Source organism: Pseudomonas sp. Y5-11 (assembly GCF_022368695.1).
Lineage (GTDB): Bacteria > Pseudomonadota > Gammaproteobacteria > Pseudomonadales > Pseudomonadaceae > Aquipseudomonas > Aquipseudomonas parakoreensis.
This window is the reverse complement of sequence record NZ_CP058974.1, coordinates 111,034-125,312: the sequence shown is the minus strand read 5'-3', so window position 1 is coordinate 125,312 and position 14,279 is coordinate 111,034. Positions and strand designations below refer to the sequence as shown.

At 60.5% G+C, this 14,279-nt stretch carries 11 protein-coding genes; 3 read left to right on the top strand and 8 right to left on the bottom strand.

Annotated elements, in window-relative coordinates; genetic code table 11:
* Window positions 1-216: 216 nt before the first annotated feature.
* Window positions 217-924, bottom strand: a complete 708-nt coding sequence (locus HXW87_RS00510) for a 3'-5' exonuclease (protein ID WP_239778307.1) — start codon at window positions 922-924, stop codon at window positions 217-219.
* Window positions 921-2,855: a putative nucleotidyltransferase substrate binding domain-containing protein gene (locus HXW87_RS00505; RefSeq protein ID WP_345773060.1), complete on the bottom strand. Its 1,935-nt coding sequence runs from the start codon at window positions 2,853-2,855 to the stop codon at window positions 921-923. Before HXW87_RS00505 ends, HXW87_RS00510 begins: the two co-directional genes overlap by 4 nt.
* 259 nt (window positions 2,856-3,114) lie before the next feature.
* Between HXW87_RS00505 and HXW87_RS00500 the strand changes: the two genes are divergently transcribed.
* The gene (locus HXW87_RS00500; protein WP_239778305.1) at window positions 3,115-3,561 is read left to right on the top strand and encodes a response regulator; all 447 of its coding nucleotides are present in this window, start codon (window positions 3,115-3,117) and stop codon (window positions 3,559-3,561) included.
* 146 nt (window positions 3,562-3,707) lie between these two features.
* On the opposite strand, the gene HXW87_RS00495 is transcribed toward HXW87_RS00500, so the two are convergent.
* Complete coding sequence (locus HXW87_RS00495) at window positions 3,708-5,885, bottom strand: malate synthase G (protein ID WP_239778304.1); 2,178 nt, start codon at window positions 5,883-5,885, stop codon at window positions 3,708-3,710.
* A gap of 636 nt (window positions 5,886-6,521) precedes the next feature.
* On the opposite strand from HXW87_RS00495, the gene HXW87_RS00490 reads away from it, so the two are divergent.
* Window positions 6,522-7,040: a glycine cleavage system protein R gene (locus tag HXW87_RS00490; protein WP_007966538.1), complete on the top strand. Its 519-nt coding sequence runs from the start codon at window positions 6,522-6,524 to the stop codon at window positions 7,038-7,040.
* A 223-nt stretch (window positions 7,041-7,263) separates the two neighbouring features.
* Here HXW87_RS00490 and rarD read toward each other — a convergent pair whose 3' ends face one another.
* The 5 genes from rarD to HXW87_RS00465 all read right to left on the bottom strand — a co-directional run bounded on the left by rarD (window position 7,264) and on the right by HXW87_RS00465 (window position 13,127).
* A complete protein-coding gene (gene rarD / locus HXW87_RS00485; protein WP_041069958.1) occupies window positions 7,264-8,151 on the bottom strand; it encodes an EamA family transporter RarD in 888 nt (295 codons plus the stop codon).
* A gap of 160 nt (window positions 8,152-8,311) precedes the next feature.
* The gene (locus HXW87_RS00480; protein WP_047297034.1) at window positions 8,312-9,286 is read right to left on the bottom strand and encodes a serine/threonine protein kinase; all 975 of its coding nucleotides are present in this window, start codon (window positions 9,284-9,286) and stop codon (window positions 8,312-8,314) included.
* A gap of 183 nt (window positions 9,287-9,469) precedes the next feature.
* Window positions 9,470-11,371: a PhoX family phosphatase gene (locus HXW87_RS00475; RefSeq protein WP_239778303.1), complete on the bottom strand. Its 1,902-nt coding sequence runs from the start codon at window positions 11,369-11,371 to the stop codon at window positions 9,470-9,472.
* 70 nt (window positions 11,372-11,441) lie between these two features.
* Complete coding sequence (locus tag HXW87_RS00470) at window positions 11,442-12,206, bottom strand: TOBE domain-containing protein (protein WP_239778302.1); 765 nt, start codon at window positions 12,204-12,206, stop codon at window positions 11,442-11,444.
* 186 nt (window positions 12,207-12,392) lie between these two features.
* Window positions 12,393-13,127 (bottom strand): ComF family protein, encoded by a 735-nt coding sequence (locus HXW87_RS00465; protein WP_239778301.1) that lies wholly within the window; start codon window positions 13,125-13,127, stop codon window positions 12,393-12,395.
* 91 nt (window positions 13,128-13,218) lie between these two features.
* On the opposite strand from HXW87_RS00465, the gene bioB reads away from it, so the two are divergent.
* Entirely contained in the window at window positions 13,219-14,274 is a 1,056-nt protein-coding gene (gene bioB, locus HXW87_RS00460; protein ID WP_239778300.1) for a biotin synthase BioB, read from the top strand.
* Window positions 14,275-14,279: the final 5 nt, after the last annotated feature.

Here is a 14,279-nt window from a genome sequence, read left to right as displayed (position 1 = left end):
CAGACGCACCGATTGGGAAATGTTAACCAACGAGAATTGTTCGCGATTCTCGCAGAGGTGGGAATGGTTAGCAATTGGCCACTGGTCGGGTGAGGTTAACGGCGAGCCCTGTAGGAGCTGCCGCAGGCTGCGATCTTTTGATCTTGTTTTTAAAAGCAAGATCAAAAGATCGCAGCCTGCGGCAGCTCCTACAGGGGATGTGGTTCGGCCGAAAATCTAGAAGGAGGGCGCCTGCTGACGGCGTTTCCACTGACTCAAACGCTGCTGCAAATTCAACGGACTATGAATCTGCTGCTGCCGCGCCCGGCTGAACAGGATCAACGCCAGCTCCGCCGTGGCCAGCGCATCAGCACTCGCATTGTGCCGCTCGAACACCTCAAGTTTGAACCAGTCGATCCATTCATCCAGCCCGGCCTCGCGAATACTCGCCTGCGGGCACAACAACGGCGCCATGTCCGCGACATCCAGAAACACGTTCTGCAGCTTGTAGCCCAAGTGCTCCTTTAGGGCGCGTCCGAGCATGTGCTGATCGAAGGGCGCATGAAACGCCAGCACCGGGCTGTCGCCGATAAACTCCATGAGTTCCAGCAACGCTTCGGCCGGGTCGCTGCCGGCGGCAATCGCGTTCGGCCCCAGGCCATGAATCAACACACTGGGGCTGAGCTTCAGCTCCCGGCATTGCAGGGTGCGTTCGAACTGCTGGCTGAAGTCGATTGCGCCGTCCTCGATGACCACTGCACCGATCGACAACACGCGATCCTTGTTCAGGTTCAGCCCGGTGGTTTCCAGATCGAGCACCACCCAGCGCTGCTCGCGCAGGCTGCATTCTTTCAGTTCGCCAATGGTCGGCAGTTTTGCCAGGCGCTGTTGCAGGTCTGCCGACAGCAGTGGGCTGGTCGGCCGCAGCCACGAAAACAGGCTCATAGCTGATACCGCAAGGCCAGGCTGCTTTGCAGGCGCTGGGCCTGGCGCAGCGATTCACGCAGGATGCGCCGGTCCAGATGATTGAGGCTGTCCGGGTCGACGCGGTTGGACCAGGGCAGATTTTCACGGGTCTGGATCTGATGCTGCTGCATGCGCGTCTGCTGGATGAAGTGATAAGCCTCTTCATACGCTGCGCCGTCGAGCCGTTCGATGACTTGTTTTTCGACCAGCTGACGCAAACGTTCGAGGGTGTTGTTGGTTTCGATGCCATGGGCCAGCGCCAACAGGCGTGCACCGTCGACGAAGGGCGTCAGGCCCTGGACCTTGAGATCTAGGGTGGCTTTCTCGCCGTTTTTGCGCGCCAGCACAAACTCGCGGAAACGCCCCACGGGCGGGCGATTACGCAGCGCGTTCTCGGCCATCATGCGCTGGAACAAACGGTTGTCGCCGACCTGATCGAGAATCCGGCGGCGCAGTTGCGCGCAGCTTTTTTCGTCGCCCCAGACCACCCGCAGGTCGAAATAGATGCTCGAACCGAGCAGGTTCTCCGGCGTCGCCTCGCGAATGAACGCTGCAAAGCGTCGCGCCCATTCTGCCCGGGACAGGCACAGCTCGGGGTTGCCGGCCATGATGTTGCCCTTGCACAGGCTGAAGCCGCACTGCGCCAGGCTCTGGTTGATCTGCTGGGCGATCGGCAGCAGCTTGCCGCGAATCTCCGCCGCCTGCGCCGCGTCCCTCGCTTCGAAGAGAATGCCGTTGTCCTGATCGGTGTGCAGCGTCTGTTCGCGCCGGCCCTCGCTGCCGAAGCACAACCAACTGAACGGTACGCCGGGGTCGCCTTTTTCGGCGAGGGTCAGTTCGATCACCCGGCACACGGTATGGTCGTTGAGCAGGGTGATGATGTGAGTGATCTGCGTCGAAGATGCACCATGAGCCAGCATGCGTTCGACCAGTTGGCCGATCTCGCCGCGCAGGCTCACCAGTTGCTCGATGCGCTGGGCGCTGCGGATGGTCCGGGCCAGATGCACCAGATCGACCCGTTGCAGGGAGAACAGATCGCGCTCGGAGACCACGCCACACAAGCGCTGATCCTTGACCAGACAGACGTGGGCGATGTGCCGTTCGGTCATGGCGATCGCCGCGTCGAAGGCGCTGTGATCCGGCGACAGAAAGAACGGCGAGCAGGTCATGTGGCGCTCGATGGCTTCGCTGAAATCACCGCTGCCATTGGCGACCACCTCGCGCAGGTCGCGCAGGGTGAAGATCCCCAGCGGCGCCTTGTGTTCATCCACTGCGACGATGCTGCCGACTTGTTGCTCGTGCATCAGCTTCACTGCTTCGCGCAGTGGCGTGTCGGGGCTGCAGGTCACCGGATGGCGCATCGCCAATTCGCCGAGGCGGGTGTTGAGCGAATACTGGGTTCCGAGGGTTTCCACGGCTTTCTGCTGGACTTGCTGGTTGACCTGATCGAGCAGGCTGCTGACCCCGCGCAGGGCGAAATCGCGGAAGCTGCCGGACAGGGCAAACAGTTTGATGAACGCCGGTTTGTTCAGCTGCAGGCAGAAGGTGTCTTCGCCGGCCAGGTGTTCGGTACGGGTTGCCCGTTCGCCAATCAGTGCGGCCAACGGGAAGCATTCTCCGGTGGTGATCTCGAAAGTGGTTTCGGTGCCGGGTCGGGTGATGTGCTGACGCTCACCGATCACGCGGCCCTGTTTGACGATGTAGAAATATTCGACCGGCCCGTCGGCAGGTTTGATGATGCTTTCGCCCTGGCCATAGAAGCGCAGTTGACATTGCTCCACCAGAAAAGCCAGGTGGGCGTGTTCCATCTGATTGAAGGGCGGGAAGCGCTGGAGGAATTGCAGGGTGCCCTGAATGTTCTGCAACACCGCGGTTTTCCCTGCCTGGGTGAAGGCGTCCGCTTTACTCATAACCATTACCGCAGTCTTTTTTGAATTGTTGTTGTCGGATCGATGCAGCCATGGTCGGCCCCTGCGTGCAGGGTGCCCATTGGACGTAAGTCTAGGTTGGGGTTGCCGTTCGGCACATTTGGGAAGAACCCTACAAAAACAGTCGGAAATTCTCGCGTCAGCCTCTTGGAAAAAAATCCGACGAAGTGCACATTGAAGCTGTGCTTAGCGATGTCTGACGACTGTGCCAGGTGACTGAATTGAAAACGTAGAGAGTGCCATGTCCGACCACGATATTTTGAGCGACGCCGAGCGTGAAGCGCTCAGCGCTGTCATGCTCGAACCCGACTTGCCGCCGCAACGTGTACTGATCGTCGATGACGACAAGGACGCCCGGGAGCTGTTGTCGGAGATTCTCGCGTTGGACGGTATTCACTGCATGACCGCCGCCAGCGGTGAAACCGCACTGAAGATGCTCGCGGAAAAACCCTCGATTGGTCTGGTGATCACGGATCTGCGCATGGGCAACGTCGATGGCCTGGACTTGATCCGCCAGGTACGCGAATCGGTGCGGGCAGCGATGCCGATCATCATTGTTTCCGGCGATGCCGATGTAAAAGACGCGATTGCCGCGATGCATCTGAGCGTGGTGGATTTTTTGCTCAAACCGATTGATACGGCCCAGTTGCTGGGCCTGGTCAAACACGAATTGGGCATCGAGCCCTGACTTTTTGCAGATCAAAAGATCGCAGCCTTCGGCAGCTCCTACAGGTGATCTCATGTAGGAGCTGCCGAAGGCTGCGATCTTTTGATTCTGCTTTCCAAAGAAAAAGCCCTGATCTCTCGACCAGGGCTTTTTCACATCAGCGCAAGTTACAGGCCGTTGGCCTTCTTGAACTCGCGACGACGACGGTGCAGCACCGGCTCGGTGTAGCCGTTCGGCTGTTTGGTGCCTTCGATCACCAGTTCGACCGCCGCCTGGAAGGCGATGTTGCTGTCGAAGTCCGGTGCCAGCGGACGGTACAGCGGGTCGTTGGCGTTCTGCCGATCGACCACCGGCGCCATGCGCTTGAGGCTTTCCATCACTTGCGCTTCGGTTACGATACCGTGGCGCAGCCAGTTGGCGATGTGCTGGCTGGAGATGCGCAGCGTCGCACGGTCTTCCATCAGGCCCACGTCGTTAATGTCCGGCACTTTCGAGCAACCCACGCCCTGGTCGATCCAGCGCACCACGTAACCGAGAATACCCTGGGCGTTGTTGTCCAGTTCGTTCTTGATCTGTTCCGGCGTCCAGCTCGGGTTGACCGCCAGCGGAATGGTCAGGATGTCGTCCACCGAAGCGCGGGTACGCTTGGCCAGTTCGGCCTGACGGGCGAACACGTCGACCTTGTGATAATGCAGCGCGTGCAGTGCAGCGGCGGTCGGCGACGGTACCCAGGCGGTGTTGGCGCCGGCCAGCGGGTGAGCGATTTTCTGTTCGAGCATTGCCGCCATCAGGTCGGGCATCGCCCACATGCCTTTCCCGATTTGCGCGCGACCTTGCAGGCCGGTGCTCAGACCGATATCGACGTTCCAGTTCTCGTAGGCGCCGATCCACTTCTCGGCCTTCATGTCGGCCTTGCGCACCATCGGGCCGGCTTCCATCGAGGTGTGGATTTCGTCACCGGTGCGGTCGAGGAAGCCGGTGTTGATGAACACCACGCGCTCGCTGGCAGCCTTGATGCAGGCCTTGAGGTTGACCGTGGTGCGGCGCTCCTCGTCCATGATCCCGACTTTCAGGGTGTTGCGGGCAAGGCCCAGCACGTCTTCGATGCGACCGAACAGCTCGTTGGTGAACGCCGCTTCTTCCGGGCCGTGCATCTTCGGTTTAACGATGTAGACCGAGCCGGTGCGGGTGTTCTTGCGCGAGGTGTTGCCGTTGAGGTTGTGCATCGCTGCCAGACACGTCACCAGACCGTCGAGAATGCCTTCCGGCACTTCGTTGCCGTGCTTGTCGAGGATCGCGTCGATGGTCATCAGGTGACCGACGTTACGCACGAACAACAGCGAGCGCCCGTGCAGGGTCAGTTCACTGCCATCGACCTTGGTGTAGGTGCGATCCGGGTTCATGGTGCGGGTGAAGGTCTGGCCGCCCTTGGCGACTTCTTCGGACAGGTCGCCCTTCATCAGGCCGAGCCAGTTGCGGTAGATCACCACTTTGTCGTCGGCATCGACGGCAGCCACGGAGTCTTCACAGTCCATGATGGTGGTCAGTGCCGCTTCCATCAGGATGTCTTTGACGCCGGCGGCGTCGGTCTGGCCGACCGGGGTGCTGGCGTCGATCTGGATTTCGAAATGCAGACCGTGGTTTTTCAGCAGGATCGCGATCGGGGCATTGGCATCGCCCTGGAAACCGATCAGCTGAGCATCGTCACGCAGGCCGGTGTTGCTGCCGCCCTTGAGGGAGACCAGCAGTTTGCCGTCAGCGATCTTGTAACCGGTGGAGTCGACGTGGGAGCCGGCAGCCAGTGGCGCCGCTTCGTCGAGGAACGCACGGGCGAAGGCGATGACTTTGTCGCCACGCACCTTGTTGTAGCCTTTGCCCTTTTCCGCGCCACCGTCTTCGCTGATCGCGTCGGTGCCATACAGGGCGTCGTACAGCGAACCCCAGCGGGCGTTCGAGGCATTGAGGGCGAAGCGGGCGTTCATCACCGGTACCACGAGTTGCGGGCCGGCGGTGCGGGCGATTTCATCATCGACGTTTTGCGTCGTTGCCTGGAAATCAGCCGCTTCTGGCAGCAGATAACCGATTTCTTGCAGGAAGGCTTTGTAGGCCACGGCGTCGTGCGCCTGGCCGGCGTGTTCCTGATGCCAGGCATCAAGACGAGCCTGGAAGTCATCGCGTTTGGCGAGTAGGGCTTTGTTCTTCGGCGCCAGGTCATGAATGACCTTGTCGGCACCTTCCCAGAATTTTTCGGCGGTGAGGCCGGTACCGGGAATGGCTTCGTTGTTCACGAAGTCGAACAGGACTTTGGCGACCTGCAGGCCACCGACTTGAACGTGTTCAGTCATTGCTTGCCTCACTCTGCTCAGCTATTTCGCTTTTCAGCTCTTCAATTTAACAATGAAGCCTCTGGCCATTTAAACCACAAACCTTCCGACCAGTACATGCCATTGCTGGCGGCTGGGCTGGGACCAATCAACGGCTTGGGGGCCTTGCTGACGGGGCTTTCAGGATTGCGAACGTGCCTTGGGCAGACATCGATCCAGCGTTATGTAGTGCGCGCTGCGGCATACTACATGATGCGTCGCGCTTGTGAAAATCAGACTAATTACGTCGTTCTGCGACCTCATGACGCATTGCGGTCACGTCGCGGAACGGGATGTTCTCAAAAAACCAGCAGATTGTTCCAGTTAAATATAAAAAGTTGTACACATAAATGCTTTCTGCCTGCTATGGCATCCCCCTGCGGTGCACACTTCTGTAGTGAGGGGATTTATCCCCGATGGGTGGCGAAGCCGCCCCCTGCGCGCTGACAGGTAGACCGAGCTGACAGGGTTTACGGCTGCTGCGCAACCGATCGGGGATAAATCCCCTCGCCACAGGTTGCATCCAAAACCAGGACACAGGTCTGCTGCCTGGGCTGAATCAAACCCTTGCCTATACTTGCCTTTCTATAACAAAAGTCATGACAAGAGGGCTGCGCCATGGACCATCTCGTACTCACTGTGTTTGCTCCGGACAAGCCCGGGCAGGTCGAGCGCATCGCCCAATGCATCGCCGAGCATGGCGGTAACTGGCTGGAAAGCCGCATGTCACGGATGGCCGGGCAGTTCGCCGGGATTCTGCGGGTGGGCGTGCCGGCGGAGGCTTACGACGAATTAGTCGATTCCCTACAAGCATTGTCGGCGCAGGGTATTCGCGTGCTGATTGCCGAGAGCGGCATCGAGCAGTCTTGCACCTGGAAACCGATCGCCATGGAGCTGGTGGGCAACGACCGTCCGGGCATCGTGCGCGACATCACCCGTTTGCTCAGCGAGCAGGGGGTGAACCTCGAACGGCTGGTGACCGAAGTGCGCCCGGCACCGATGAGCAGCGAGCCGTTATTCCACGCTGAAGCAATTCTCGCGGTGCCGCTGACCCTGTCGCTGGACGTGCTGCAATCGCGCCTGGAAACCCTGGCCGATGATCTGATGGTCGAACTGGTGTTACGCACAGACGTTTAGGCGCCGCTGGGGTTATCCAGTTTTAACGTGCACCTGCCTGTGGATAACCTGTAGAGACCGGGCGCAACGCCACGCGGGCTGTGGCTTGCCGGGAACTGATCAAAAAAACGCCAGCATTCAGTGACTTGCGCACAGACGGCGGGGATCACGCTGTGGATAACCTTGGGAAGGATCGTTGCAGGCCGCGAGAATCGTGGCCTGCAAAGCTTTGTGCGTTTTTTGATCAGCTGCGCCGACGCAGACTGATCACCGCATCGACGCTATAAACGGCCAGACCGGCCCAGATAAAGATGAACGCGATCAGCGTGCTCGACGACAGATGCTCACCAAACAGCAACACCGCCTGCAGCAGCACCAGCGTTGGTGCCAGGTATTGCAGGAAGCCGATGGTGGTGTAAGGCAGGTGGCGCGTGGCAGCGTTGAAGCACACCAGCGGCACCAGCGTCACCGGGCCGGCGGCTACCAGCCACCAGGCTTGCGAGGTGGTCCAGAATTCGGGTTGCGCGCTGGTTGCGGTCTGGTTGAACAACAGCCAGGCAATGGCGATCGGCACCAGCATCCAGGTTTCCACTACCAGCCCCGGCAAGGCTTTGACCGGCGCCTGTTTGCGGATCAAACCGTAAAAACCAAAGGTCAGCGCCAGCACCAGCGACACCCACGGCAGACTGCCGACCTGCCACACTTGCTGCGCCACGCCGATGGCCGCCAGCCCCACGGCGATCCACTGCATGCGCCGCAGGCGTTCGCCGAGAATCAGCATCCCCAACAGCACGTTGACCAGCGGGTTGATGTAGTAACCGAGACTCGCTTCGAGCATGCGTCCGTTGTTCACCGACCACACGTAGGTCAGCCAGTTGGCCGCGATCAAGGTACCGCTCAGGGCCAGAATCGCCAGGCGTTTGGGGTTGTCGAGCAATTCGCGCAACCAGCCCGGATGCTTCCACACCATCAGCAACAGGGCGCCGAACAGCGCCGACCACAGCACCCGGTGAATGATGATCTCGACAGCGGGTACTTCGGCGATGGCTTTGAAGTAGATCGGGAACAGGCCCCAGATGATGTAGGCACTCAGGCCCAGAATGTACCCGCGACGCGGGTTGGCGGCTTGCATGCAGAATCCTTGCTTAGGCAGCTAACAAAGGAGGGATTGTAAGGAGGTTGTATAGATGTGTCGTGTCAGAAAGCGAAAAGATCGCAGCCTTCGGCAGCTCCTGCAGGGGAATGCGATCCATGTAGGAGCTGCCGAAGGCTGCGATCTTTTGATCTTGAATTCAGAACAATTTCAAAGGTTCTTCGTTGAGCGCCGACAGTTGCTCCCGCAGCGCCAACACCTGATCGCCCCAATACCGTTCGGTGCCGAACCAAGGAAAGCTGTGCGGAAACGCCGGGTCGTCCCAGCGCCGCGCCAGCCACGCGCTGTAGTGCATCAGCCGCAGGGCACGCAGCGGTTCGATCAGCGCCAGTTCGCGCGGATCGAAGTCGTGGAATTCGTTGTAGCCATCCATCAGTTCCGAGAGCTGGCCGAGGCATTCCTGACGATCGCCCGCCAGCATCATCCAGATGTCCTGCACGGCCGGGCCCATGCGGCAGTCGTCGAGGTCGACGATGTGGAACATTTCATCGCGGCACATCATGTTGCCGGGGTGGCAGTCGCCGTGCATGCGGATGTTCTGGTGCGGCGTGGCGGCGTAGACGTCTTCGACACGCTTGAGCAAGTCGCGGGCCACAGACTCGTAGGCTGGCAGGAGGCTCTTGGGGATGAAGTTGCCTTCAAGCAATGTTGCCAGCGAGGCGTGGCCGAAATTCTGCACGGCGAGGGCTTCGCGGTGTTCGAACGGCTTGGTGGCGCCGACCGCATGAATGCGCCCGAGCAACTGGCCGAGGCGATACAACTGATCGAGATTGCCCGGCTCCGGCGCACGGCCGCCGCGACGGGGGAACAGGGTGAAACGGAAACCGGCATGCTCGTGCAGGGTTTCGCCATTGTGGATCAACGGCGCCACCACCGGAATTTCAACGTCGGCCAGTTCGAAGGTGAATTGGTGTTCTTCGAGGATGGCGTCATTGGTCCAGCGCTGCGGGCGATAGAACTTGGCGATCAGCGGTTCGGAGTCTTCGATGCCGACCTGATAGACGCGGTTCTCATAGCTGTTGAGCGCGAGAATGCGCGCATCGCTGAGGAAACCGATGCTTTCGACGGCATCGAGCACGAGATCGGGTGTAAGGGTTTCAAACGGGTGGGCCATGCTGACTCCTGCGCGCAGCAGGCTGCCGCGTCCGGCCCAGCATGGTAGCGCAGATGGCAGGGGGGGAGTGGGTTGGTGTCTGGGAGGACGCTATCGCTGGCAAGCCAGCTCTCACAAAGTCTTGCACTATTTTCAAATCAGCGCAGAACCTGTGGGAGCTGGCTTGCCAGCGATTAGGGCCTGTCAGGCGCCGACGATTCCACCGTCCTCACGGGTAATCGCCATCACCGACGAGCGCGGCTTGCCATTCGGCAGATGCTCGGGGAAGGTCGAACCACCGTTCTCGCCCGGGTGCTGAATCCCGACAAACAGGGTCTTCTGATCCGGTGAGAAGCTGATCCCGGTAACTTCGCAACCAATCGGCCCGACCATGAAGCGGCGAATTTCGCCGGTCTTGGGGTCGGCACAGAGCATCTGGTTGTTGCCCATCCCGGCAAAGTCGCCGGCATTGCTCGAGTCGCCGTCAGTCAGAATCCACAGCCGCCCGGCCTTGTCGAAGCCCAGCCCGTCCGGGCTGTTGAACATGTTCTGCGGGGTGATGTTCGACGAACCGCCCTTCGGCGTACCGGCATGGACGCCTGGATTGCCGGCGACCACAAACAGATCCCAGGCGAAGGTCTTCGAGGCGTGATCGTCGCGGTCGGTGCGCCAGCGCAGGATCTGACCGTAGACGTTCTTCGCGCGCGGGTTCGGCCCGCCCACCGGCTGCCCGTCTTCGCCGCGTTTGGCGTTGTTGGTCAGGGTGCAATAGACCTGGCCGTCCTTCGGGCTGACGACGATCCATTCCGGGCGGTCCATGCGCGTGGCGCCGACCACGCTGGCGGCGAGGCGGGCGTGGATCAGCACTTCGGCCTGATCGGCGAAACCGCTGCTGGCATCGATGCCGTTCTTGCCATGGGTCAGTTCGATCCACTGGCCCTGGCCTTTCGGATGATCCGGGTTGCCGTCACCGGCATCGAATTTCGCCACGTACAAAGTGCCGTGGTCGAGGATGTTGCGGTTGGCCTTGGCGTTGCGGTGGTTGATGCGGTCGCGGCTGACGAATTTGTAGATGAACTCGCCACGTTCGTCGTCGCCCATGTACACCACGGCGCGGCCGTCGTCGGTCTCGGCCAGTGCGGCGTTTTCATGTTTGAAACGACCCAGCGCGGTGCGTTTGACCGGGGTCGATTGCGGATCGAACGGATCGATCTCGACCACCCAGCCGTGACGGTTGAGTTCGTTGGGGTTCTTGGCCATGTCGAAGCGCGGGTCGAACGGGTGCCAGTTGATCTCGCGGCTGGCGGCAGAGACACCGTAGCGCTTTTGCGCCGGGTCGAACTGCTGCTGGGCGTTGCTGCTGCCGAAGCAGTCGGTGAAGTTTTCTTCGCAGGTCAGATAGGTGCCCCACGGCGTCTTGCCGTTGGCGCAGTTCTGGAAGGTGCCGAGGACTTTTTTGCCGTGCTTGTCGGCGGCCGTCTTCATCAGCTCGTGACCGGCGGCCGGGCCGCTGATGCGCAGCGGCGAGTTGCCGTGGATGCGCCGGTTGTAGCGCGAGCCCTGGACGAACTGCCATTGGCCGTTCTTGCGCTGCACTTCGATCACCGACACACCTTCGCAGGCCAGTGCCTTGCGCACGTCTTCGGCCGATTGCGGCATGCCGCCGTGCGGGTAGAGGTAGCGGTAGTTGGTGTATTCGTTGTTGATCGCCATCAACGCGCGGTTTCTGTCGTCGGGGAATTCGAACAGGCTCATGCCGTCGTTGTTGTCGCCGAATTGCACTTCCTGTGCGGCGGCGGTGCCATTGCCGCTCGGGTCGAACGCCGGGCCGTTCTTGTGCAATGGCTGACCCCAACTGATCAGCACCGAGGACTTGTAGCCCTTCGGCAGGCTGATGACGTCTGTGGTGGCGGCGGGAATGCTCTCGAAACCGAGCAGGCGGCTGTTGCCGGCGCTGATGCCGGTGGCCAGCGCGCTGCGGCTGAGCAGGTTGCCGCCGAGAAACATGGCGGCGCCGCACAGCGCGCCGGCGCTGATGAAACCGCGACGGCTGAGGCCGACCATTTTTTCCAGGTCTGTCGATTGGTTTTCTTCTAATAGGCTCACATCAGGCTCCCTGCTTGGTTTTGGCAGCCACCTTAATGAGCGTCGATTACGCTTTCGTTGCAGCGTCTGATTACAGCGGCGTGCCGATCAGTACATTGGACGGCGAAAACTGCACCTGCACCAGTTGCCCGACACTCAGCCCGCGGGTGCGAAGCTGCAGCGGCTCAGCCAGAGCGCAGAGCGTCTGGCCGTTGGGCAAAGCGATGCGCACTTCGCTGGGGCCGTCCTCGGCATCGAGAATGGCTTCGAGCGTGCCGCTCAGTAGATTGTGTCCAGATGTTGCCGCTTGATCCGCCGCCAGCAGTTCAAGCCAGCCGGCCTTGATCAATGCCACTACTTCAGTGCCCGGTTGCAGTTCCAGGTGCACGGTGCTGTCGTGGGTGATCTGTGCGTTGATCCACAAACCTTCAGCCAGTTCGAGGCGGATCAAGTCATTGCGGCCCTGACCTTCGATGCTCACGACTTTGCCGTGCAGTTGATTGCGGGCGCTGGTTCTGAGCATCAATCGCCCGAGCAGATCCAGATCACTGGCGTCTTCAGCCGCTTCCAGCACTTGCGCCTGCAAAGCCTGCAGCTTTTGATAAAGGCGCAACACCCGCTCGCCTTCGCTGGACAATCTGGCGCCACCGCCGCCCTTGCCGCCGACCGCACGTTCCACCAGTGGCTTCTGCGCCAGGTTGTTCAACTCATCGATCGCATCCCAAGCGGCCTTGTAACTCAGCCCGGCGCTTTTTGCGGCGCGGGTGATCGAGCCCTGTTCGGCAATGTGTTGCAGCAGGGCGATGCGCTGCGGACGGCGGACGATGTGCTGGGAGAGCAGGGTGGGCAGGGACATGGGTGGGGGCTTTTTCACGGTGGCGGTGGGGGGAAATTGGCGGCTTGCAACGCCGGAGTCAAGCCTGACACAGAACCCTGTGGGAGCGAGCCTGCTCGCGAAGGCGTCAGCATATTCAACGCTGATGATGACCGACACTGCGCTTTCGCGAGCAGGCTCGCTCCCACAAGGGGATTGTGCTGACTTTCAATTTCCCGGTTTTGGCGTGCGCGCCAGGCAATACACATCAACCCGCGCTGCGCCTGCATTTTTTAGCAGTCGCGCCAATGCCTGGGCCGTGGCGCCGGTGGTCAGCACGTCATCGATCAATGCGAAGTGCCGACTTTTCACATCGGTGTCAGGGTTCAGCGCGAAGGCATGACGCAAATTGCGCTTGCGCGCCTTGGCGTCGAGATCCTGCTGGGCGCTGGTGTCGTGGATCCGCCGTAGCGCCTGTTCCTCAAAAGGCAGATCCAGCTGTTGGCTTAACCATCGCCCGAGCATCGCGGCTTGATTGAACCCGCGTTGGCGCAGACGTTTGCTCGCCAGTGGCACCGGCAACAACACATCGGGTCGCGGCAAACCTTCATCGAAGCGATGTTGCAGGTATTGTCCGGCAACGTCGGCAAGCAGGTGACCAAACGGCCATTTCGCCTTGTGTTTAAAGCGTGTAATCAGACTGTCCACCGGGAAGTCATAGCGCCACGGTACGACCACCTGTTCGAACGCCGGCGGCTCTAGCAGGCACTCGCTGCAGGTCAGACCGACAGCCGGTATCGGCAAAGCGCACGTCTGGCACTGGTCGCCGAGCCAGGGCAGCTCGGTCTCGCAGGCGACGCACATTGGCAATTCTGCTTCTGCGGGCTCATCGCACAGCAAGCAGGTCTGTACGTTTTTTAAACAGATGTAAACCTGTTGTGCGTATCGTGGTTGACAGCGCATGACTCTTCCTTAAATATGCCGAACATCCGTGTCGCGCCTGTGGGTATTACGTTCCCGCAGCCGCCAGCCAAGCATAACCAAGGAACTGCCCATGAGCGCCAGCACCTCTGCCACCCTGCGTCACGATTGGTCTTTAGCCGAAGTCAAAGCGCTCTTCGTACAGCCATTCAACGACTTGCTGTTTCAGGCGCAGACGGTGCACCGCGCACATTTCAACGCCAACCGGGTGCAGGTTTCGACCCTGCTGTCGATCAAGACTGGTGCCTGCCCGGAAGACTGCAAGTACTGCCCGCAGTCCGGTCACTACAACACCGGGCTGGAAAAAGAAAAGCTGATGGAAGTGCAGAAAGTCCTCGAGGAGGCTGCCCGCGCCAAAGCCATCGGCTCCACGCGTTTCTGCATGGGCGCGGCGTGGAAGCACCCGTCCGCCAAAGACATGCCGTACGTGCTGAAGATGGTCGAAGGCGTGAAAGCGATGGGTCTGGAAACCTGCATGACCCTCGGGCGTCTCGATCAGGAGCAGACCGAGGCGCTGGCCAAGGCTGGCCTGGATTACTACAACCACAACCTCGACACCTCGCCGGAGTTCTACGGCAGCATCATCACCACCCGCACTTACAGCGAGCGCCTGCAGACCCTGGCCTACGTGCGTGAGTCGGGGATGAAGATCTGCTCCGGCGGCATCCTCGGCATGGGCGAGTCGCTGGACGACCGCGCCAACCTGCTGATCCAGTTGGCTAACCTGCCGGTGCATCCGGAGTCGGTGCCGATCAACATGCTGGTGAAAGTGGCCGGTACGCCGCTGGAAAACGCCGACGACGTCGATCCGTTCGACTTCATCCGCATGCTTGCCGTGGCGCGCATCCTCATGCCGCAATCCCACGTGCGCCTGTCCGCCGGCCGCGAAGCGATGAACGAGCAGATGCAGGCGTTGGCATTCTTTGCCGGTGCCAACTCGATTTTTTACGGCGACAAACTGCTGACCACTGCCAACCCGCAGGCCGACAAGGACATGCAACTGTTCGCGCGTCTGGGTATTCAGCCAGAAGCCCGTGAAGAGCACGCCGATGAGGTGCATCAGGCCGCGATCGAGCAGGCGCTGGTGGAGCAGAAGAGCAGCGAGCAGTTCTATAACGCTGCGGTCTGATCAAC

Bases quoted from the DNA above. Each gene is read 5' to 3' on its own strand.
- HXW87_RS00510 (WP_239778307.1), bottom strand. From the start codon at position 924: ATGAGCCTGTTTTCGTGGCTGCGGCCGACCAGCCCACTGCTGTCGGCA.
- HXW87_RS00505 (WP_345773060.1), bottom strand. From the start codon at position 2,855: ATGAGTAAAGCGGACGCCTTCACCCAGGCAGGGAAAACCGCGGTGTTG.
- HXW87_RS00500 (WP_239778305.1), top strand. From the start codon at position 3,115: ATGTCCGACCACGATATTTTGAGCGACGCCGAGCGTGAAGCGCTCAGC.
- HXW87_RS00495 (WP_239778304.1), bottom strand. From the start codon at position 5,885: ATGACTGAACACGTTCAAGTCGGTGGCCTGCAGGTCGCCAAAGTCCTG.
- HXW87_RS00490 (WP_007966538.1), top strand. From the start codon at position 6,522: ATGGACCATCTCGTACTCACTGTGTTTGCTCCGGACAAGCCCGGGCAG.
- rarD (WP_041069958.1), bottom strand. From the start codon at position 8,151: ATGCAAGCCGCCAACCCGCGTCGCGGGTACATTCTGGGCCTGAGTGCC.
- HXW87_RS00480 (WP_047297034.1), bottom strand. From the start codon at position 9,286: ATGGCCCACCCGTTTGAAACCCTTACACCCGATCTCGTGCTCGATGCC.
- HXW87_RS00470 (WP_239778302.1), bottom strand. From the start codon at position 12,206: ATGTCCCTGCCCACCCTGCTCTCCCAGCACATCGTCCGCCGTCCGCAG.
- HXW87_RS00465 (WP_239778301.1), bottom strand. From the start codon at position 13,127: ATGCGCTGTCAACCACGATACGCACAACAGGTTTACATCTGTTTAAAA.
- bioB (WP_239778300.1), top strand. From the start codon at position 13,219: ATGAGCGCCAGCACCTCTGCCACCCTGCGTCACGATTGGTCTTTAGCC.